The sequence below is a fragment of the Micromonospora deserti genome, assembly GCF_003236335.1.
GTDB classification, from domain to species: domain Bacteria; phylum Actinomycetota; class Actinomycetes; order Mycobacteriales; family Micromonosporaceae; genus Micromonospora; species Micromonospora deserti.
In genome coordinates this window covers 14,148-35,152 of the sequence record NZ_POUB01000011.1, presented here as the reverse complement: position 1 = coordinate 35,152, position 21,005 = coordinate 14,148, and the positions used below count along the sequence as shown (strand labels likewise).

The 21,005-nt window shown below is 72.4% G+C and carries 18 protein-coding genes and 1 pseudogene; 10 read left to right on the top strand and 9 right to left on the bottom strand.

Annotated elements, in window-relative coordinates; genetic code table 11:
- Positions 1–316: 316 nt before the first annotated feature.
- The 9 genes and pseudogenes from rpmH to C1I99_RS03310 all read left to right on the top strand — a co-directional run.
- Positions 317–454 (top strand): 50S ribosomal protein L34, encoded by a 138-nt coding sequence (rpmH, locus tag C1I99_RS03355; protein WP_067300964.1) that lies wholly within the window; start codon positions 317–319, stop codon positions 452–454.
- 36 nt (positions 455–490) lie between these two features.
- Positions 491–907 carry a ribonuclease P protein component gene (rnpA, locus tag C1I99_RS03350; protein ID WP_111132681.1) on the top strand — a complete coding sequence of 139 codons (417 nt, stop codon included), beginning with the start codon at positions 491–493 and terminating at the stop codon, positions 905–907.
- 44 nt (positions 908–951) lie between these two features.
- Complete coding sequence (gene yidD, locus C1I99_RS03345) at positions 952–1,191, top strand: membrane protein insertion efficiency factor YidD (RefSeq protein ID WP_233512301.1); 240 nt, start codon at positions 952–954, stop codon at positions 1,189–1,191.
- 3 nt (positions 1,192–1,194) lie between these two features.
- Complete coding sequence (gene yidC, locus C1I99_RS03340; protein ID WP_111132679.1) at positions 1,195–2,178, top strand: membrane protein insertase YidC; 984 nt, start codon at positions 1,195–1,197, stop codon at positions 2,176–2,178.
- A gap of 212 nt (positions 2,179–2,390) precedes the next feature.
- Entirely contained in the window at positions 2,391–2,987 is a 597-nt protein-coding gene (locus C1I99_RS03330) for a Jag family protein (RefSeq protein ID WP_111132678.1), read from the top strand.
- A 136-nt stretch (positions 2,988–3,123) separates the two neighbouring features.
- Positions 3,124–3,837 carry a 16S rRNA (guanine(527)-N(7))-methyltransferase RsmG gene (gene rsmG, locus C1I99_RS03325; protein ID WP_233512300.1) on the top strand — a complete coding sequence of 238 codons (714 nt, stop codon included), beginning with the start codon at positions 3,124–3,126 and terminating at the stop codon, positions 3,835–3,837.
- A 470-nt stretch (positions 3,838–4,307) separates the two neighbouring features.
- Positions 4,308–5,495, top strand: a complete 1,188-nt coding sequence (locus tag C1I99_RS34720; protein WP_438941379.1) for a ParA family protein — start codon at positions 4,308–4,310, stop codon at positions 5,493–5,495.
- Positions 5,496–5,522: 27 nt separating this feature from the next.
- Positions 5,523–6,527 carry a ParB/RepB/Spo0J family partition protein gene (locus C1I99_RS03315; protein ID WP_111132675.1) on the top strand — a complete coding sequence of 335 codons (1,005 nt, stop codon included), beginning with the start codon at positions 5,523–5,525 and terminating at the stop codon, positions 6,525–6,527.
- A 1,559-nt stretch (positions 6,528–8,086) separates the two neighbouring features.
- A pseudogene (locus C1I99_RS03310) lies at positions 8,087–8,699 on the top strand (hypothetical protein); the annotation flags it as partial.
- Between the two features lie 429 nt (positions 8,700–9,128).
- On the opposite strand, the gene C1I99_RS03305 reads toward C1I99_RS03310, so the two are convergent.
- On the bottom strand, positions 9,129–10,127 hold the full coding sequence (locus tag C1I99_RS03305; RefSeq protein WP_111132674.1) for a D-alanine--D-alanine ligase family protein: 999 nt from the start codon (positions 10,125–10,127) through the stop codon (positions 9,129–9,131).
- A 7-nt stretch (positions 10,128–10,134) separates the two neighbouring features.
- On the bottom strand, positions 10,135–11,448 hold the full coding sequence (locus C1I99_RS03300) for an aminotransferase-like domain-containing protein (RefSeq protein WP_111132673.1): 1,314 nt from the start codon (positions 11,446–11,448) through the stop codon (positions 10,135–10,137).
- Positions 11,449–11,737: 289 nt separating this feature from the next.
- Here C1I99_RS03300 and C1I99_RS03295 point away from each other — a divergent pair, with 289 nt between their 5' ends.
- Complete coding sequence (locus C1I99_RS03295; protein ID WP_111132672.1) at positions 11,738–12,403, top strand: GNAT family N-acetyltransferase; 666 nt, start codon at positions 11,738–11,740, stop codon at positions 12,401–12,403.
- Positions 12,404–12,500: 97 nt separating this feature from the next.
- Here the strand turns inward: C1I99_RS03295 and C1I99_RS03290 are convergent, their stop codons facing one another.
- The 7 genes from C1I99_RS03290 to murJ form a co-directional block, all read right to left on the bottom strand.
- Entirely contained in the window at positions 12,501–13,664 is a 1,164-nt protein-coding gene (locus C1I99_RS03290) for an N-acetylmuramoyl-L-alanine amidase (RefSeq protein WP_111132671.1), read from the bottom strand.
- A 151-nt stretch (positions 13,665–13,815) separates the two neighbouring features.
- Complete coding sequence (gene trxA / locus C1I99_RS03285) at positions 13,816–14,139, bottom strand: thioredoxin (RefSeq protein WP_088996685.1); 324 nt, start codon at positions 14,137–14,139, stop codon at positions 13,816–13,818.
- A gap of 34 nt (positions 14,140–14,173) precedes the next feature.
- On the bottom strand, positions 14,174–15,127 hold the full coding sequence (gene trxB / locus C1I99_RS03280) for a thioredoxin-disulfide reductase (protein ID WP_111132670.1): 954 nt from the start codon (positions 15,125–15,127) through the stop codon (positions 14,174–14,176).
- 182 nt (positions 15,128–15,309) lie between these two features.
- Positions 15,310–16,350, bottom strand: coding sequence for an RsmA family anti-sigma factor (locus C1I99_RS03275; RefSeq protein ID WP_111132669.1), 1,041 nt, complete (start codon positions 16,348–16,350; stop codon positions 15,310–15,312).
- On the bottom strand, positions 16,347–17,129 hold the full coding sequence (gene sigM / locus C1I99_RS03270) for an RNA polymerase sigma factor SigM (RefSeq protein ID WP_111132668.1): 783 nt from the start codon (positions 17,127–17,129) through the stop codon (positions 16,347–16,349). The genes C1I99_RS03275 and sigM overlap by 4 nt, the downstream gene beginning before the upstream one ends.
- A 43-nt stretch (positions 17,130–17,172) precedes the next feature.
- Positions 17,173–18,777, bottom strand: coding sequence for a protein kinase family protein (locus C1I99_RS03265; protein WP_111132667.1), 1,605 nt, complete (start codon positions 18,775–18,777; stop codon positions 17,173–17,175).
- A gap of 449 nt (positions 18,778–19,226) precedes the next feature.
- Positions 19,227–20,981 (bottom strand): murein biosynthesis integral membrane protein MurJ, encoded by a 1,755-nt coding sequence (murJ, locus tag C1I99_RS03260; RefSeq protein WP_111132666.1) that lies wholly within the window; start codon positions 20,979–20,981, stop codon positions 19,227–19,229.
- Positions 20,982–21,005 lie beyond the last annotated feature (24 nt).

Here is a 21,005-nt window from a genome sequence, read left to right as displayed (position 1 = left end):
AGCGAAAACCGCCGCATCGGTCGGTCACGCGGTGCGGACATGCCCCGGGCCGTGCCGCCCCGCCTGGTCCGCGCCCCCGCCGTCCGCCCTGGTAGAGGTGTTTGACGCTCGTTGCCCCCCTGCGTAGGCTGGAGCGGCTGCTCTCTCGCCCTCTGCTAGGGTGATGGGTGCTTGCTGTCCGCGGTCGCTTCCCCGCATCGCCGAGGTCCCGCATCGCCGGGCAGCACCGATCGGAGGCCACCGGCGCGGTGGCCTGGACCACCACACGACCCCGGCGGTCCCGTCGCCCGGGGCGTACGACAACGGAGAGCCTGACGTGAGCAAGCGCACCTATCAGCCGAACAACCGCCGGCGCGCGAAGACCCACGGCTTCCGGCTGCGCATGCGCACCCGTGCCGGCCGTGCCATCCTCTCGACCCGTCGCGCCAAGGGCCGCACCCGCCTGTCGGCCTGAGGCCGACCGGGTCCGGTCCGGGGGACGTGGGCAGTCGTGCTGGCGGCCGCACAGCGACTGCGGCGCAGCACCGACTTCGCCGCAGCGGTCCGCGGCGGCCGGCGAGCCGGCCGCGGTGCCGTCGTCGTCCACCTGAGCCCGCCAGCGCCCCTCGAAGCAACCGCAGCAACCTCGCCGGAGCCGGCGCGGAGCACGGGTGCGGAGCAGACCTCCGCGCCGACCCGCGCCGGCTTCGTCGTGTCCAAGGCCGTCGGGCCGGCAGTGGTCCGCAACCGGGTCCGCCGGCGGCTGCGGCACCTGGTCCGCGAGCGGCTGACCGGGCTGCCGGCCGGAAGCACGCTTGTGGTCCGGGCCCTGCCGGCGGCGGCCGACGCGTCGTACTCCCGGCTCGGCGCCGACCTGGACGCGGCGATCGCGGCCGCCCGCGCGCCCAGAGGGCGGCGGTCCCGGTGAGCGCAGGTCCGGCCGTGCCACGGCCCGCGTCGACCGGTGCCCGGGTGCTGACCGCGCCCATCATCGCGTACCGTCGGTGGATAAGTCCGGCTCTGCCGGCCCGCTGTCGGTTCTATCCGTCGTGCAGCGCGTACGCCCTGGAGGCGGTGGCGCGGCACGGTGCGTTCCGGGGAGCCGGCCTGGCGGTCCGGCGGTTGTTGCGCTGCCACCCCTTTCACCCAGGTGGACATGACCCGGTGCCGGAGCCGGGCGGTCGCCGCCGTGCCGATGTGACTGGAGCCTGAGAATTGAGTCTCGACTGGATCTACTACGCGATTTCGTGGATCCTGCTGGCCTGGCATGGGGCCTGGGACGCCATCGGGGTTCCGGTCGGCGCGGTGCTCGGCACCAACTGGGCCTGGATCCTCGCCATCGTCTTCCTGGTGGTCACCGTCCGGGTGATCCTGTTCCCGGTCTTCGTCAAGCAGATCAAGTCGCAGCGGGCGATGCAGGCGCTCCAGCCCCAGGTCAAGGCGCTGCAGGAGAAGCACAAGGGTGACCGGGAGACGCTCCAGAAGGAGATGATGGAGCTCTACCGGAAGGAAAAGGCCAACCCGCTGATGGGCTGCCTTCCGATGTTTCTCCAGATTCCGGTCTTCCTCGGCCTCTTCCACGTGCTGCGCCGGCTCGACCCGGCGAATCAGGGCAAGACCCTCTACGGCTGGACGGTGACCCAGTTCGAGAGCGCCGCGGCGGCGAAGATCTTTACCGCGCCGATCGCCGGCAAGTTCGGCTCGACCGCCGACGAGTTGGCCCGCCTCAACGCCAACGGCACCACGGTCAAGGTCATCGCCGGCATCCTGGTGCTGGTGATGATGGGCACCACCTACCTCACCAGCCGCCAGATGATCCTGAAGACCGGTTGGGCGGAGGACCCGCAGCAGCGGATGATCCAGAAGCTGATGCTCTACGGCATCCCGCTCTCACTGCTGGTCTCCGGCGCGATCTTCCCGATCGGCGTGATCATCTACTGGGTCACCAACAACCTCTTCACCCTCGGCCAGCAGCAGTGGGTGCTCCGCAAGTTCCCGCCGCCGCAGACCGCCAACAGCAAGCCGGGCACTTCGACCCGCAGCGCGGTGCAGCCGGCGAAGATCGGTGGACTGCTCGGCCGGGGCAAGCCGGCCGCCCAGGCGCCGGCCAAGCCCGCCGCGCCGAAGGTCGCCGGCCCGAAGCCGGGCGCGAAGCCGGTCAACCCGAAGAAGGGCCGCCCCGCCAAGCGGCAGGGCTGACCCCCTCCGGGCCGCCATCCGGGACACCGGCGGCGGCCCGTTCCGCACCGTGCAGCCGCCGTGTGCCGGCGCCGGAGCGGAATCGCCGCGCACCGCGTGGCGACGGGCGAAACTGCCCGTACAGACGTGCCCGTGGGCACCGGCGACCTCCCGTCGGCCCCGGGAAACCAGCGGACCCGACGGTCCGGCCGAGCGAGTACGGAGATGAGACCGTGACCGACACCAGCATCCCCCACGCCGACCAGTCCCTGGACGAGGAGGGGACCGAGCCGATCGCGGCGAGCGGCGAGACCGGGGCCGAGGAGGCCGACGCCGAGGCGGGCGTCAAGGAGAAGAAGGCCGTCGCCGAGACCGACCTGTTCCAGCAGAGCGAGATCGCGGCGGACTACGTCGAGGGACTGCTCGACATCCTCGACTACGACGGGGACATCGACGAGCTGGTCTCCGGCGGCCGTCCCGTCGTCGAGGTGGTCGGCGCCCGGCTGCAGAATCTGGTCGGCCAGCGCGGTGCCACCCTGGAGGCGCTCCAGGAGCTGGCTCGGCTCGCCGTCTTCCGGCAGACCGGCTCGCCCAGCCGGCTGCTGCTCGACGTCGGTGGCTACCGGGCGAACCGCCGCAAGGAGCTCGCCGCCGTGGCGAAGAACGCCGTCGAAAAGGTCAAGGAGTACGGCGAGCCGGTCCGCCTGGAGCCGATGTCCGCGTTCGAGCGCAAGTGCGTGCACGACGTGGTCAACGCGATGAGCGGCGTGGAGAGCGAGTCGGAAGGCGTCGAGCCGAACCGGCGCATCGTCGTCCGGCCGGCGGACTGACCGGGTGGCGCACGACGACAACACCACGGCGGGTGCCGTGTCCGGCCCGGGTGGCACGCCGCCCGGGCCGTCGGCTGTCCGCCCCGGCGCACCGTCACCGACCGCCGAGGAGCGTACGCCCGAGCCGGCCGACGCCGTGCTGCCGCCGGAACTGGCCGGCGCGGCCCGGATCCTCTTCGGCGACCGGCTCGACCTGGCCGCCGCGTACGCCGAGTTGCTTGCCACCGACGGTGTGGTGCGCGGGCTGATCGGCCCACGGGAGGCGCCCCGGATCTGGGACCGGCACCTGTTGAACTGCGCCGCGGTGGCGGAGCGCGTCCCGGAGGGCGCGACAGTGCTCGACGTCGGCTCCGGGGCCGGACTGCCCGGGCTGGTGCTGGCGATCGCGCGGCCGGATCTGACCGTGACGCTGATCGAGCCGCTCGCCCGGCGAACCTCCTTCCTCATCGAGGCCGTGCAGCAGTTGGGCCTGACGAGGACCGTGCGGGTGTTCCGGGGCCGGGCGGAGGAAGCGGCGACCGGCGCGGCAGGGACGGCCCCGCTGCGCGGCGACGTCGTTACCGCCCGGGCGGTGGCCCCGCTGGACCGGCTCTCGGTCTGGTGCCTGCCGCTGGCCGTGCCGGGCGGGCGGCTTATCGCACTCAAGGGCGCGTCCGCAGCCGAGGAGGTCGCCGAGCACGCCGCGACGGTGGCGCGGCTGGGTGGCAGTGAGCCGGCGGTGCATCGCTGCGGCGTGGGAGTGGTCGACCCGCCGGCGACCGTGGTCGAGATCGTGCGGGAGCGGGTGGTCGGGCCGATGCGGCCGGCGTCGGCCAGGAAGTCCCGCGGCGGCCGGAACCGGCGTCGCTGATCGTCGCTGCCCCGGGGTTGCCGGTCGCCGGCAGGTGCAGTCGCAGGTCGATGGGCTCATCCCGGGTCGTCCGGCCCGGCGCGCCGGCGTCCGGGCCGGCGGTTCGTCGTTGAACCGGTACGGGTGGGATGGAAGGGGATGAGAACCCGACGTGGACCGGCTGCGCCCGTGAGCCGTAGGCTGGCCGCGCGTCGATAGTGTGGAGCGGGCGGCAGCGGAGGTTCACCGGTCCCGACCGCTCCCGCCGGTCCGTACGCTCGGGGTGCGGGTGTACGTGCGGCCGGTTGACGGGATGCGGACCGACCATCCGAAGCGGGCAGGGATGACAGGTGCATGACGACGGCAGGTACGACGACCCAAGCGTGACCGGATCGGCGGGCGGTCCTGTTCCACGTGAAACCACCTACCACGGTTGGTCGCCCGACGGGGCGTCCCGAGGTGTCTCGACCTGGTCGCCGGACCGCGATCCCGTGGTCCACCGCGACCCGCCGGCGTCGGGCACGGCGCGGTCCGTCTCGGGATCGCCGGAGCTGCCGGCGGCGCGGACGGCGTCCGACGGACCGGGCGATGCCTCGCCCGGTGGCCAGGTGATCCCGATCCGGCGCAACGCGGCGCCGGCCGCCCGGTTCGAGCCCGCGGTACCGCACCAGCCGGCCCCCGAGGCGGTGCCGGACGTGAGCCCTGCTCCCGTTCCCGACACGCCAGCGACCCAGGCCGCCACCTACGGGCTCACCGCAACCGAGGCCCCGTACGTTTCACGTGAAACCCCGACGCGCGAAGAGGATGACCCACCATTGGCTATGGAGGCGATGCGTGCCGTGCAGATCCTGAATCCGAGCGGTGAGGTGACGATGCCTCGCCCGGACCGGACGCGGATCATGTGCGTCGCGAACCAGAAGGGTGGCGTGGGGAAGACCACGACCACGGTGAACCTGGCAGTGGCGCTCGCCCTGCACGGCAACCGGGTCCTGGTGGTCGACCTCGACCCGCAGGGCAACGCCTCCACCGGGCTGAACGTCCCGCACCATACCGGGGTGCCGGACGTCTACGACTGCCTGATCAACAGTGTGCCGCTGGAGGAGGTGGCCCAAACGGTTGAGGGCATCCCCAACCTCTGGTGCGTGCCGGCCACCATCGACCTGGCCGGCGCGGAGATCGAGCTGGTGTCGGTGGTCGCCCGCGAGTCCCGGCTGGACCGCGCCATCACCGCCTACCCGGGCCACTTCGACTACGTCTTCATCGACTGCCCGCCGTCGCTCGGCCTGCTCACGGTCAACGCCCTCGTGGCCGCGCAGGAGGTGCTCATCCCGATCCAGTGCGAGTACTACGCACTGGAGGGGCTGAACCAGCTGATCAACAACATCAACCTGGTCCGGCAGCACCTCAATCCGCGGCTCGAGGTCTCCACGATCCTGCTCACCATGTACGACCGGCGTACCCGGCTGGCCGACGCGGTCGAGCAGGACGTCCGGAACCACTTCGGCGACAAGGTGCTTCAGGCGGTTATCCCGCGCAACGTCCGGGTCTCCGAGGCGCCGAGCTACGGCCAGTCGGTGATGACCTACGATCCCGGTTCGCGGGGGGCCACGAGCTACTTCGAGGCTGCCCAGGAGATTGCCGAGCGTGGCGTCAAGGAGCCGGTGAGCCGGAATGCGTAGTGCGGACGAGTCGCTGGGAGGCGTGGCATGAAGAACCGTCCTCGGGGCGGTCTGGGTCGAGGCCTGGGGGCCCTCATCCCGACCGGGCCGGCGCCCGGCGCCGCCTCCGATACGGTGGAGCCGACCACCACCACCGGCGGGCCGCCTGTGCCGGCGTCGTCGGTGGTCGAGCCGGCGGCGGTGGCGTACTCCGAGCCCGCGCTCAGCCCGGTGCCCGGCGCCCGGTTCGCCGAGATCCCGGTCGACGCGATCGTGCCGAACCCCAAGCAGCCCCGGCAGGTCTTCGACGAGGAGGCCCTGGAGGAGCTGAAGACCTCCATCCAGGAGGTCGGCTTCCTTCAGCCGATCGTCGTTCGGCAGCTCGATGACGAGAAGTTCGAACTGGTCATGGGTGAGCGGCGCTGGCGCGCCGCGCAGGCGGTCGGGCGGGAGAACATCCCGGCGATCGTCCGGGACACCCGCGACGACGCCATGCTCCGCGACGCGCTGCTGGAGAACATCCACCGGGCGAACCTGAACCCGCTGGAGGAGGCCGCCGCGTACCAGCAGCTGCTGGACGAGTTCGGCGCCACCCACGAGGAGCTGGCCCGCCGGATCGGCCGTAGCCGGCCGCAGATCTCCAACACCATCCGGCTGCTCAACCTTCCGGCCCAGGTGCAGCGGCGGGTCGCCGCCGGCGTCCTCTCCGCCGGGCACGCCCGGGCGCTGCTGAGCCTCGACGACCAGGAGTCGCAGGAGCAGCTCGCGCTCCGGATCGTCGCCGAAGGGCTCTCGGTCCGGGCGACCGAGGAGATCGTCGCGCTGGCACTCAACGACGGCCCGAGCAAAAAGGAGACGGCCAAGCGCCGGTCGAAGCCGCACGCACCCGCGCTGACCGACCTGGCCGACCGGCTCTCCGACCGGTTCGACACCCGGGTGAAGGTGGACATCGGCCGGAGCAAGGGCAAAATCACCATCGAGTTCGCGACGGTCGACGACCTGGAGCGGATCGTCGGCATCATCGGGGTGGGGCCGGAGGAGCCCGAAGCCTGACCGGCACACAGCGGCCGCGTGCTCCCATCGGGGGCACGCGGCCGGTGCATGTCCAGGCCCCTCCGCTCCTGCCGACCGGTCACCACGACTCGCGCCCCCGGCCACCCACCCTCCGCCGTGCGGATCGCGGCCCCGCCGGGCCGGTCCCCGACGCCGCCGGGCACGCCTCGGAACCGTCCTGCCGTCCACGACCGCACCGAACCCTGGCCGCCCGTCGGCGTGCCGGGCCGTCTCGGCGGTGTCCGGTCGTATCGGAGGTCTTCGGTCGTCTCGGCGTTAGTGGCCATCCTCCGGGTCCGTGGCCGCCCGTCGGCCCGCCTGGTCGTCCTCAGGTTGTCTGGCCGCCCGTCGGCCCGCCTGGTCGTTCCGGTTCGACCGGTCGTCTCTCGGGGGGACCCGATCGTGGTTTCGCCGGCTCCCTCCTGATCAGGGCCCCTCCAATCGTGGATCGAGTAGTACGGCCGGCCACGGGGGGCGGCGATCGATGCCACCCTGGCCGAGCCGCCGGAGGGTTCGGCAGGGTGGTGGGCCCGCTGGCGGCGGCAGGTGGAGGTCGCTGCTGCTGGTCGTTTCACGTGAAACCGTGGCGCCTGCTCGGCACTGACACGGCGACGGTCTCGGTCACCGGTGTTGGATGACCACGGTATGACAGCCTGTCTGGTGATCGAGCGAACCAGCCGATCCCTGCCCGCCGGCCCAGCCGATCCCTGCCCGCCGGCCCCCTGCGAGGTCGACCCGGCAGCTAAAGCGCACGCGCGTCCCTCGCCGAGGGTTCCGGCGACGCCTGACTGGCAGTCGCCCCGTACCGCGAGGGGTGCCTCCATCTCGCTGCATGCTGGCGCGCATACCCTCCCGTCGCGTGCCCGCTGCCTCTCATCACCCGGCGGCCACCGGCGACCCGTCGAGCTACTGGGCATTTCGTGTTTCACGTGAAACGACAGCCTCGGCAGGTCGTCCCGGGCGTGGGCCCGGGACGCCGGGCGAGCGGCAGCAGCTCGCCCCGTCCCGGCCCCGCCTCCAAGTTCACCCGACACCCGGCAGCCTCCGCGTGGGGACACCCCGACATCCGGCAGCCGCAGTCGATCAACCGTAGGGGCACTCTGGCACTTCGCGACCCAGTCGATCAACCATGGCGACAGCACGACATCGTGCAACCCGGGTCGATCAACCGGCCAGGTGCCACGCCCCGGCTGGCCGCGCGTGGGGGGCACCGGTTCGCCGGTGACGGGCCGGCCCGGTCGACACAGACTCTGCGGCACGGGCGCCCCAGGCCGAGCGCAGACCCGACGACGTACCCCTGAGCCGCCGCTCGGTCGGCCCTCGTGAAGCCCGGCGAGTTATCCACACCGGTTTTCCACAGGCACCCCTCGTTTCACGTGAAACGCCGCTCGAAAGCGGGCGCTGACCTGTGGATGACGCCGAGTGGTCAGGTTCTCGGCTGCCTGTGGATATCGGCGTACGACGGCCCCGGATCGGCCGTTCGGTGGCAGCTGGAAGGTCGGTGACGACCGATGGATCGGGGAGGGACAGCGGTGCTGGAACCGGTTAGGGTCAGCGTCGTGCACGACACCCCTCCCTCAGTCCCGGACTTCACCCAGTGGCCGTCCTTCCCCTTCGAGGGCGATTTCCGCGTCAAGCAACTCGATGATCCGGTCCCGGTCGAACCGCCCCGCAAGGGCGAGGGGCACCGGGAATGCACTGCCTGCAACGCCCCCGACGACGCCTACATCTGGGTGGGCGAGCGTTGGCGGGTACGCGCCATGGATCGTCCCACCGGGCTACCGATGGTGCTGATCCTCGAATCCCGCTCCCATCTCGACCTCGGCGACCTGCCCAACCTGCTCGCCGCCGAGCTGGGCGTCATGACGGTACGACTCGAACGGGCCATCCGTTCCCTCGACGGGGTCGCTCGGGTGCACGTCAACCGCTGGGGCGACGGGTCGGCGCACCTGCACATGTGGTTCCTCGCCCGTCCCTACGGCCGGCTCCAGCTGCGCGGGACCTTCCTCTCGCTGTGGGACTCCATCCTGCCGCCCATCTCCGAGGCGCAGTGGCGGGAGAACCTCGCCATGGTCGCCGCCTGGCTGGCAGAGTTTGGTGGGCGCCCGCTGGCCGAGCCGCCGCGGATCCAGTGGCAGGCGCCGTCCAGCCTCACCGCGCCGTCCACCACGGAAAAGGAAGCGCCGGACGACCCGGTGTCGGTGATCGAGTCCGCCGAGGAGGTCCCGATACCGCCGGCCGGAGAGGATCCCGAGGTCGGAACCGCCACAGAACGCGAGCAGGCCGGCGAGTAGCACCCGCGATCGCTCGGGGTGCTGATTGCTACCTCGATGCTGGGGCAGCGCCGCCGTGGGTGGCCGTCCGACCGCTGGACGGCGCTCCACGGCGGCGCGACGGCGCTCCACGGCGGGCTGGGACCGCGCCCGGAGCGGCGACCGTGCGGACGGGGCAGCGGGAGGGTGTGCGCATGGATCACCCCACAGCGAGCCTGCCGCAGAAAGCGGGCGCAGAAAGCGGGCGCAGAAAGCGGGGAGCGGGCGGGGACGCGGCGGGCGTCCGGAGAGCGGACGGCAGGAGACGGCGGTCAGCGGACCGAGTGGGTCAGCGGGCGCGGGTCGCCGCGCGGGTCACCAGAGAGCCGATCATCCGGCCGAAGTCCAGCCCGGCGGCCTGGACCGCGAGCGGCAGGAGTGAGGTCTCGGTCATCCCCGGGGACACGTTGACCTCCAGCACGTGCGGCTGACCCGCCGGGTCGACGATCAGATCCACCCGGCTCAGATCACGCAGACCGAGCGCGGTGTGGGCGGCCAGGGCGACGTCGGCGACCGCGGCGGCCGCCTCCGGTTCCAGCCGGGCCGGGGCGTGCCAGGTGGTCCGGCCGGCGGTGTAGCGGGCGGCGTAGTCGTACACCCCGTTGCGCGGCACGATCTCCACGGCCGGCAGCGCGCGCGGCCCGTCGCCGAGGTCGACCACGGAGACGGCCACGTCCATGCCCGGCACGTACCGCTCGACCAGCGCCGTCGAGTCGTACGCGAAGCATCCCACCATCGCGGCCGGGAGCGACGTGGCGTCCCGGACCACGGCGGCGCCCAGCCCGGAACCGCCCTGGGCGGGCTTCACCATGAGCGGGAGGTCCAGCCGGTCCACGATCCGGTCCAGTACCGCCACTGCGCCCAGCTCGGAGAAACGGTCGTGCGGCAGGGCAACCCAGTCCGGGGTGGGGATGCCCGCCTCGCGCAGCACCGCCTTGGCCGAGGGCTTGTCCCAAGCGAGCCGGGACGCGCGGGCGTCGCAACCGACGTACGGGATGCCGCAGAGGTCGAGCACCCCGCGCAGCGAGCCGTCCTCGCCGGTGGCGCCGTGCAGGGCGATCACCACCGCGTCCGGCGGATCGGCGGCCAGCGCCGGCAGCAGCGCGACGTCGGCGTCCCGCAGGTCGGCGTCGACCCCGACCGCGCGGAGCGCGTCGAGCACCCGGCGGCCGGACCGCAGCGAGACGTCGCGTTCGTAGGAGAGCCCGCCGGCGAGCACCAGTACCCGAAGGTCGGCGGAGACGGCGGGGTCGGTCATGACAGAACGGTCGGCAGCGGTGGTACCCATGCCGGAATCATGCCAAGTCGGGTCCCGGCGCGTCCGAGCCGGCCTGCCCACGCCGCAGCCCCGGGCGCCCCACCGCGCCGAACACCTTCCGCATGGCGATGTCCTGCTCCATCACGCCGGCCAGCCGGCGGACGCCCTCGCGGATCCGCTCCGGCGGCGGGAAGGAGAAGTTGAGCCGCATGTGACCGGTGCCGGTGCCGTCCGCGTAGAAGCCGGTGCCCGGCACGTAGGCGACCCGGGCGGCGATGGCCCGCGGCATCATCGCCTTCGAGTCGAGCCCGTCGGGCAGGGTCGCCCAGACGAAGAGGCCACCGGCCGGGGTTGTCCAGGTGGTGCCGGCGGGCATCAGGTCCTCAAGGGCGGTGAGCATCGCGTCCCGCCGCTCCCGGTAGACCTCCCGGTAGACCTTGAGCTGCTCCTGCCAGGGCATGGTGCCCAGGTATGTGGAGACGGCGGCCTGCGCGTAGCCGCTGGGGCAGAGGATCTGGGCCTCGCTGGCGATCACCAGCTTGTCGCGGACCGCGTGTGGCGCGAGGATCCAGCCCACCCGCAACCCGGGCGCGAAGGTCTTGGAGAAGGTGCTGAGGTAGAAGACGCCGTCCCGCCGCCGGGCGCGCAGCGGCGCCGGCGCGTCGCCCTCGAACCCCAGTTGGCCGTACGGATCGTCCTCGACCACGAGCAGCCCGGCTCGTTCGCAGATGTCGAGCACCCGTTCGCGCCGCTCCTCGGTCAGCGTCACGCCCGTCGGGTTCTGGTAGGTCGGGATGGTGTAGAGGAACTTCACCCGACTGCCGGCCCGCGCCTGTTCGGCGAGGGCGGTCTCCAGCGCCTCGGGGATCAGCCCGTCGGCGTCCATCGGCACGTGCACGACTCGGGCCTGGGCGGCCTGGAACACCCCGAGTGCGCCGACGTACGTCGGGCCCTCGGCGAGCACCACGTCACCCGGGTCGAGGAAGAGCCGCGCCACCAGGTCCAACGCCTGCTGCCCGCCGACGGTGACCACCACGTCCTCCGGGGAGGCGCCGCAGGCCGCGTCGATGCCGGAGAGCGCCATCACCTCGCAGATCCGCTCGCGCAGTTCCGGGGTGCCCTGACCGATGCCGTACTGCAACGTGGTGGCGCCGTGGTCCGTGCCGAGCCGGCCGAGCATCTCGCCGACCGCGTCCAGCGGCAGCGCGGCGATGTAGGGGGCGCCACCGGCGAGCGAGACCACCTCCGGCCGGCTGGCCACCGCGAAGAGCGCCCGGATCTCCGAGGCGGTCATGCCCCGCACCCGCCGGGCGTACCGGTCGGTGTAGTCGTCGAGCGTCGTGCCGGTCATGACATCACCTCGATGGCTGGTCGGGTGGCTCCCGTCCCGGGCGTACCCGGGACCACGGCGACCATGGCGACTCGGGACGCCGGGTGTCGATCGTAGTCGCCCTCGGCCAGGTACGTCGCGGCGGCGTGACCGGCGTCCACATCCCGGACCTCGCCAACCGGGAGGTGGTCGTTCGCGCGTCCTCTCCCGCGGCGACGGTCGGCGGCGTACGATCGCTCGTCGGGGGCAGGAAAGCGGCGGTGTCGTTCCGTGCCGGTCTCACCTCCGAGCCTAATGTGGGGATGCGCCAATGTCGCGACGTCTGGTCAGCCTGACCCTCGACACCCTGGAGGACGTGCCCCGTCCGTGCCGGCAGTGCGTCTACTGGGAGCTTGATCCGGTTTCCGCCGACCGCGCCTGTGCGGCCGGTGATCCGGGCCTGGAGAAGGAGGCCTGGGTCTCGCAGACGCTGCTGGAGTGGGGGTCCTGCGGCAAGCTGGTCTACGTCGACGGAATGCCGGCCGGCTTCGTCATGTACGCCCCGCCGGCCTACGTGCCCCGCTCGATGGCCTTCCCCACCTCTCCGGTCTCCGCCGACGCGGCGCTGTTGATGACGGCCAACGTGGTGCCCGCCTTCGCCGGCGGCGGCCTGGGCCGGATGCTGGTGCAGGGTGTGGCCCGCGACCTCACCAAGCGCGGCATCAAGGCGATCGAGGCGTTCGGCGACGCGAAGTTCGGTGACGGGGTCGACCCGCCCGGTGGCTGCGTCGCTCCCGCCGACTTCTTCCTCTCGGTGGGCTTCAAGACGGTCCGCCCGCACCCGCGCTTCCCCCGCCTGCGGCTGGAGCTGCGCACCGCGCTGAGCTGGAAGTCCGACGTCGAGTACGCGCTGGAGAAGCTGCTCGGCTCGATGAGCCCGGAGACCCTGCTCCGGCCGGTTCGCCCGGCCCCCGCCACCCGATCCACCGCCGGCTGACCGCACACCCTGGGCCGCTCAGCGCCCGGGCAGGGCGGCAGCGGGGCGCTGGGCGGGCTCGCGGAGCAGGGCCGCGGCGACGAGCGCCTGGGAACGCTCAGTCGACCACCGTGCCGGCGGCGACCACCGCCCGCAGCTCGCTGACGTCGATCGAGCCGGTGGGGACGTCCCGCTCGATGGGGAAGTACATCCGCTGCACCGCCGCCACGATCGCTTCGGCGACCCGGTCCCGGAACCGGGGGTCGATCAGCCGGCGCAGGTCCGCGGGCGAGGTGAGGTAGCCGACCTCGACCCGTACCGCGGGCATCCGGGTCAACCGGAGCAGGTCCCACGCCTTCGCGTGCGTCCGGCAGTCCCGCAGCCCCGTCCGGGCGACGATTTCCCGCTGCACGAGGCCGGCCAGCCGCTCCCCGGTCGCCGAGGTGACACCGTTGTCGGTGCCGTAGTGGTACGTGGCCACCCCCTCCGCGTCCGGGTTGGCGTGCCCGTCGATGTGCAGCGAGATGAAGACGTCGGCCCCGAGCGAGTTGGCCAGCTGGGCCCGGTCGACGTCCGGCAGGCACTCCCGGAGGGCCGGTCCCCGGGTGAGCTGTACCCGGACGCCGGACGCGGCGAGCCGCCCCTCCAGCCGGCTGGCCAGGTCGTGGACGAGATCCGCCTCGGTCCACCGCAGCGGCCCGTCCGGCACGACCACGCCCGGGTCGGTGCCGCCGTGGCCCGGGTCGATCACCACCGTCCGGCCGACCAGGGTCGGGCCGGACTGCCGGATCGCGTCCGACTCGCGCAGCCACTGCGGCCGCCCCCCGACCACTTTGCGGCCGAGCCGGCGCAGCGCGTTCATCGTGTGCGGCCCGCACGTGCCGTCGGGTGTGAGGCCGACCTCCCGCTGGAACTGGGCCACCGCGCGGGCGGTCCGTATCCCGTAGATCGCGTCCGCCCGGCCGACGTCGTACCCCATCTCCAGCAGGCGTTCCTGCAGTGTCCGGACGTCCTCGCCGGTGAGCGGTTCGGGTACCGCGTGGTAGAGGGTGCGGGCGCCCAGCCGCCAGCGGGCTGCGTCCAGGGCCCGCCAGGTCTCCGCCCCCACCCGGCCGTCCACGCTCAGCCCTCGGGACTGCTGGAAGGCGCGGACCGCCCGTTCGGTGTGCGCGTCGAACTCGTCGACGTCCGGCGCCATCGGTGACAGCAGGTCGAGGCCGGCCAGCACCATACGGATCTCCGTCACCGCGGGTCCACGGTCACCGGGTCGGATCGGACGCACGCACGACCCCCTCTGCACGGACGCTGGCTGGCCGGGCGGCCCCGGGGTTGAGGTTATGCGCTCGCACGGCCGCAGGTGCGGTGGGCCGGGAAAATGACGTCGACCCCGCACCCGGGCTCCGGGTACGGGGTCGACGTCGGATAGAAGCAGGTCAGAGCGCCGACTCGATGAGCTTGACCAGTTCGCCCTTCGGCTTGGCGCCGGCGATCGACTGCACCGGCTCGCCGTTCTTGAACACGGTGAGGGTCGGCACCGACATGACCCGGTAGGTCCGGGCGGTCTCCGGGTTCTCGTCGATGTTGAGCTTGACGATGGTGACCTGGTCACCCATTTCGCCGGCGATCTCCTCCAGCAGCGGCGAGACCTTGCGGCACGGCCCGCACCACTCGGCCCAGAAGTCCACCAGCACCGGCTTGTCGGACTTCAGCACGTCGGCGGCGAAGCTCGCGTCGGTGACCGACTTGGTTGCTCCCACTATGACCCTCCTCCGGGGGATGTGTACCTGTTGTTCAGCCGTGCAGGGTGGCGATGAAACGTTCGGCGTCCAGCGCCGAGGCGCAGCCCGTACCGGCGGCGGTGATCGCCTGCCGGTAGGTGTGGTCGACCAGGTCACCGGCGGCGAAGACACCGGGCACACTGGTCCGGGTGCTGGGCTGCTGGACCTTGACGTACCCCTCGACGTCGAGTTCCACCTGCCCGCGGAAGAGCTCACTGCGCGGGTCGTGGCCGATCGCTACGAACACGCCGGTTACGTCGAGCACCTTGGCCTCGCCGGTGTGCACGTTGCGGATCCGTACGCCGGAAACCTTGCCGTCGTGGCCCAGGATCTCCTCGACCACCGTGTTCCACTCCACCTTGATCTTGTCGTTGCTCAGCGCCCGCTGAGCCATGATCTTGCTGGCTCGGAACGAGTCCCGGCGGTGGATGATGGTCACCGAGTCGGCGAACCGGGTCAGGAAGCTGGCCTCCTCCATCGCCGAGTCACCACCACCGACGACCACGATGTGCTGGTTGCGGAAGAAGAAGCCGTCACACGTCGCGCAGGACGACACGCCGTGGCCGAGGTACTCCTGCTCACCCGGCACGCCCAGCGGGCGCCAGGCGGAGCCGGTGGCGAGGATGACGGCCCGGGCCCGGTACGCGGTCTCACCCACCCAGACGGTGCTGGCGGCGCCGGAGCCGACGTCGCCGGTGTCCACCAGCTCGACCCGGGTGACGTCGTCGGTCAGGAACTCGGCGCCGAACCGCTCGGCCTGCTTGCGCATGTTGTCCATCAGCTCGGGCCCGAGGATGCCGTCCGCGAACCCGGGGAAGTTCTCCACCTCGGTCGTCGTCATCAGCGCGCCGCCGGACTGCACGCCCTCGATGATGAGCGGCTTGAGGTTGGCGCGCGCGGCATAGACCGCCGCCGTGTAACCGGCCGGCCCGGAGCCAATGATGATCAGGTTGCGGACCTCGTCCACTGCCGTCTCCCGATTGTGTGTGTTCGCCACCGGCGCGCACCGATGCCGATCCGATGCCGACCCCGTCGCAGAGGTGGCCGGCAGCTGACATGCAGAACGTCATCGTACGAACCGGGGATTCCCGAGCCGGTCATCCGGTGGGTCACGTCACGTAGACGGTCAAACGCCCGGTGGCCGTGGTTTCACCCTACCCGGGTGCGGTAGCGGGTGTCCGAGCCGGACCCGGGGACGCCACACTCCGGCCCGCTCACCCAGGCCCAGCTGGCGCCGGCGGCGTCGGTGAAGCGGACGACGAGCGCCGGCTGGCCCTGGAACCGGGCGTAGTCGATCATGTCGACCACGAGCGGAGCGTCGCCGTGTTCGGCGCCGATCTCGGCGAGGCAGGCGTTGAGCGCGGCGGGGTTGCCGAGCCGGTCGAGACCGCCCGGGCCGGGCATCCGCCCGCCCTCCGCCTGGACGCCGGGATCCGCCTGTGGGGAGCCGCTGGAGAACTGCTGTGCCCGCACCGTCGGTGCCGGGCTGCTGAGCGTCTCCGGCGTGTAGTCCGCGCCGCTGTGCAGCAGTGGCCCGGCGGTCCGGAACGGGATGGCGGCCGCCGGACCGGCGGCCTCGGGACCGGACACCGCGCTGTCCGCGGTGCCGCGCACCTGCTGGTCGCCGATCAGCTGGCTGACCCCGAGACCGACGGCCGCGACCGACACGGCGGCGAGGGCGACCGGACCCGCCAGCCGCGTCCAGCGACGCCGCCGCCGGCCGGGCCCGGTGGTTCCGCCCGGGTCTGTCCTGGATACGCCGGCGGGCCGGCGGCCCGAACCGCTGGTGGGTTGGGCGGGCACGCCGAGCGGACTGCCCGGTGCCGTCGCCCCCGGGTCGGCACTGTCGTGCGTGTTGGCGGCCTGAACGGTGTCCGTCCGAGTGGCGTCCGTCTGGGCGGCGTCCGCGTGAGTGGCGTCCGCGTGAGTGGCGTCCGCGTGAGTGGCGAGGACGGCGGTGATCCGGTCGATCACCTCGGCCGGCATCTCGGGCGCCGGGGTGCCCCAGCCGGCCAGGTCGGCCCGGACCCCGGCGACGGCCGGAGCCAGCAGCGTGTAGGCCTCGGCCCAGGCCGGGTCCGTGTCGACCAGGCGGGCGACCTCAGTCTCCTGCGGGGTACCGGCGAGCGCCCCGCCGAGGTAGTCGGCGAGCAGGTCGTCGTCGACCTCCCTGAACCCCCCGGTCGTCACGCGTCCTCCTGGTTGGCATCCCGCCGGGATCGTCCCGACCCCGATCCGACGCCCTCCGGGCGCCGTGGGTTCCCCGGGGTGACAGCCGGCACGTTCCCGCCCGACTGGACCACGTCGCCCGGTGGCTGCTGCGCCGGTGCGGACCGCGGGCGCAGGTGCCCGAGGAGCGTCGCCAGCCGGGCCCGGCCCCGGGCGCAGCGGCTCTTGACGGTCCCCTCGGCCACGTCCAGGATCCGGGCCGCCTCGGCGACCGGGTAGCCCTGCACGTCGACCAGGATCAGCGCGGCGCGCTGCTCGACCGGCAGCGCCGCGAGGGCTTGCCGGACCACCAGTGCGGTGTCGTGATCCTGCGCCGGGGCGGCCGGTTCGACGCCTCCGGTGGCCGACCCCGTGTCGTCGCGCACCCCGTCGGGCAGCGGCACGGTGGGGTGCGCCTGGCGGCGACGGATCCGGTCCAGGCAGGCGTTCACCACGATCCGGTGCAGCCAGGTGGTGACCGCCGAGTCGCCGCGGAAGCGGCCGGCCGCCCGGTGGGCGGAGAGCAACGCGTCCTGGAGGGCGTCGGCGGCCTCCTCGCGGTCGCCGAGCGTCCGCAGGGCCACCGCCCAGAGCCGGTCCCGGTGCCGGTGGAAGAGCTCGGTGAAGGCGTCCCGGTCACCCGCGACGTGGGCGTGCAGCAGGTCGAGGTCGGTCATCGCGGCCGGTGGCGGCGGCGACGCGACCGGTGGGCCGCCCGTCTCGCCCACCGGCCCGTGGCTCCGCTCGCCGTGACCGTCCATCACCACGTCCGGCGGAGGCGGTGCCCGGGGTGCGGCGGCCGGCTCACGACCCCTGAACCTTGATCTCCTGCACGCCGAGCTTGTAGCCGCCATCGCTGCTGGGCAGCTGGGTGATCCAGAAGAGCAGGTAGCGGTACTTCCGATCGGCGTTGAAGCCGTCGAAGGTCATGGTCGTGCCGTCGTGCTCCTCGAACGCCCGGCCAACCGGCGTCTTCCGGTAGTCCGCGACGAGCTGGCTGTCCCCGGCGGCCGACGAAGGGTGCTCAGCGATACCGGCGAAGAGCTGGGCGGAAGCGCCCTGGGCGGAGAGGAGAACCTGTACCGACTTCACGGTGTGCTCGCCGCCGAGGTCGATCCAGACTCCCATGCCCTCCTTGAGGTTGCCGAAGTTGGGGGACCGCCGGTAGGTCTGCGTCTCCCAACCCTCGTCCTCGTTGCCGTCGAACACCTTGTCGGCGTTCTTGACCTCGGTCCGGTCGCCCTCCGGGTCGATGATCTGGGCCCTGCTGATCTTGATCGGGCCCACGGTGGCGGCGGCCTGCGTGGCGTCGCCGCCGTGGGCGTTCGAACTGGGAGCGGCGACCGGGTTGGTCTGCGGGCCCTCGTCGTCACCGCCCAGCGCGCTGATCCCGATCAGCAGGCCGACCAGGGCGACCGCCAGCAGTCCGGCGATGCCGATGGCGACCTTGCGACCGCCGGCGGCGGCCAGCGGGGACGGCTCGTCGTCGGTGTCGGCGGTGAAGCGCAGCGGGCCGCTGCTGTCCAGGTACTGCTCGTCGGCCGGCACGTCCAGCCGGGCCAGCTCCGCGGCGAGCACGTCCGACGTGGGCGGCGCGATCTCGATGTCGAGCAGGTCCATGGTGAGGTCGTCGAGGTACGCCGGCACGCCGGCCCGGACCTGCCGGGGAGCGGCGATGGCCCCGCCCGCGTCGCGGACCGCGTCGGGGATGGCGGCCCGGCCGTGGCCGGCGGTGGCGCCGCGCAGCGGCACCTCGGTGTGCGGCCAGTGCCCGGTCAGCGCGAAGTAGAGGATCCCGCCGACCGCCCGGATGTCGCTCTCCTGGCTGTCCGCGCCGTCGGTACGCGCGTCGGCCAGCACCACCCGGCCGTCATCGCTGATCATGACGGTGCCGGGGTGGACGTTGCCGTGCACCATGTCGGTGGCGTGCACTGCGGCGAGGGCGCTGGCTACGGCGTTGCCGATCGAGGTGGCCCGGGCGGGGTCGAGCGAGCCCTCGGCGACCAGTTCGCGCAGGGACCGCCCGTCGACCCACTCGCGGACCACATACGCCCGATCGGCCTCGTCGATCGCGTCGTAGACCCCGACCAGGTTGGGGTGGATGACCCGGCTGGCCGCGACTGCGGCCTGGAGCATCTCGGTGGCGGAGTCGCCACCCGGGTAGCGCAGCACGACCGCGACGGGACGGCGCAGCACCACGTCGACCCCGCGCCAGACCAGTCGGCCCGCGCTGTCGTTGTTGATGTGCTCGACCAGCTCGTACCGCTCGGCGAGGATCTCACCGGCCGTGGGAGCACCGAAGGTCATGACCGGCGGAGCGCTCTCGTCCGCCTCCTGACCCTCGCCGACCTGGGTCACCCGTCCTCCCTCGGTGATCGTGTCGATCGATGGACCCGCGCTGCTGGGCATGTGGCTTCCCGCTCTGCATTCCAAGGAACCGGCCGGTCGTGTCGACGCGGGGCGCCGACGCCGGACGTACCCGTCGACAGCGACCTTACCCGGGTTGGCCGTCTCCCCGACATGTCATCTTCGCGCCGTACCCGGCAGGTGGTGCCGGCTGTCGATGTACTCGTCCGGTTACGCCCGATGTCAGCCACGATGCTGGCACATGTACTAGCCAATCTAAGGGTTGACCGCAAGGGGTCGTCGGAGGGGCCGGGCCGGTGTTCGCGCCGGCGGCGCCGACGCTGCCGGGGTTCCCGCCGAAGGGCTCGCCATGCTCAGCCGTACGGCCGGTTATCCACAGGATGATCCGGTGGCTGAGCGGTGAATCGCGGAGTTATCCACAGCCGCATCCCCAGCCTGGTGATCCTCGTTCACTCAGCGTGCAGACCGTCCGCGGGTCGCCGACGGCACGGTCAGCGGCCGAGCCGTCGGCGGACCATGCCGACCACCTCGGTGATCTCCCCGATCCGCAGCACGGTGGCCAGCCCGAGGTAGGTCCCGAGGATCACCCCGCCGCCGATCACCAACTGGACGACGGCGGCCCCCCGGCTCGGCGTGTCGCCGCCGGGCAGCAGCGCGACCACCAGCAGTCCGGCGAGGGCGGCGCCGAGCGCGGCCACCGCGACCCGGCCGAGGGTCCGCATGATCGTGCCCAGCCCGATCCGGCCGATCCGGGGCCGGAGCAGCCAGGCGGAGGCGACCGCGGCGGCCAGGTACGACACGCCGTTGCCGATCATCATTCCGGCCGCCGCGAAGCTCGGCAAGAAGGCGGCGAAGAGCACGATCTGCACGCCGATGCGAAGCGCCACCACCGGGATGTTGATCAGCGCCGGGGTGCGGGTGTCCGGCAGCGCGTAGAAGGCGAAGGTGAAGAGCTGGCTGACCGCGAAGGGCACCAGGGCGAGCGCGGCGACCAGCAGCACCAGCGAGGTGGCGGCTGCGTTCTCGTCGTTGAACGCGCCGTAGCGGAACAGCACCACGGCGAGCGGGCCGGCCAGCACGGCGTAGCAGACCGCGATCGGGGCGAGCACCGCCGACACGGTCCGGGTGCCCCGGGACAGGTCGGCGGCGAGGTCGGCGTACCGGCCGTCGGCGGCGGCCGCGCTCATCCGGGGCATCAGCGCGGTGATGATCGAAACGGCGATGATGCCGTGCGCCATCATCAACAGCAGGAAGACGTTGTTGTAGATCAGCGGGCCGGCCGCGTTGTTCCGACCGGCCCGGTTGAGCAGGTTGAACAGGACGATCAGGCCGATCTGGCTGACCGCGACGTAGCAGAACATCCAGGCGCCGAGCCGGCCCAGCTCGCGCAGGCCGAGCGACCGGAAGTCGAACCGCAGCTTCCACCGGTAGCCGACCTTGCGCAGGGCCGGCAGCAGGCCGGCGGCCTGGATCGCCACGCCGAGCAGGGTGCCGCCGCCGATCAGGAGGATCCGTCCGGTGGTCATCTCCTCCGGCCGGATGATCTCCGCGCCGAAGATCGCGATGTAGAGCCCGGCGGTCGCGATCACCACGACGTTGTTCAGGATCGGCGCCCACATCGGGGCGGCGAAGTGCCCCCGGGTGTTGAGCACCGCGCTGATCAACGCGCTGAGGCCGGTGAAGAAGATCATCGGCAGCATCAGGTACGACAGCCTGGTGACCAGTTCCCGGTAGCTGCCGTCGGACTCGTCGCTGGCGTACAGCCAGGTCAGCCCGGAGGCTGAGAGAACCGCGAGCAGCGCGGCCGCGGCCAGGGTGAGCACCGCGAGGGTGAGCAGCCGCTGGGCGTACGCCTGGCCGCCGTCGGCGTCGGCCTTGCGCCGGCGCACCAGCACCGGGATCAGCACGCTGGTCAGGATGCCGCCGAGCAGGAACTCGTAGACCATCCCGGGCAGGATCTGCGCGGTGGTGTACGCGTCGCCGACCAGCGCGCCGCCGAGCGCGGCGGTGAGCACCAGCGTCCGCAGGAACCCCGTACCCCGGCTGACCAGGCTGCCGATCGCCATCACCGCGCTGTTTGCCGCGGCGCTGCCCTCGCCCACCTGCTCCGGCGGCGGCGCGACCGACTCCATCGCCGGCTGGTTGAGCGGCTCGGCGGAGATGAAGGTGGCGCCGTCCGACGACCGGTCGCCGCCGGGCGGGCCGCCCTGCGCGGCGTTCGCGCTGCGGTAGAGGCCGCCGCCCATCTTCTCGCCTCCATGGGGTACGTC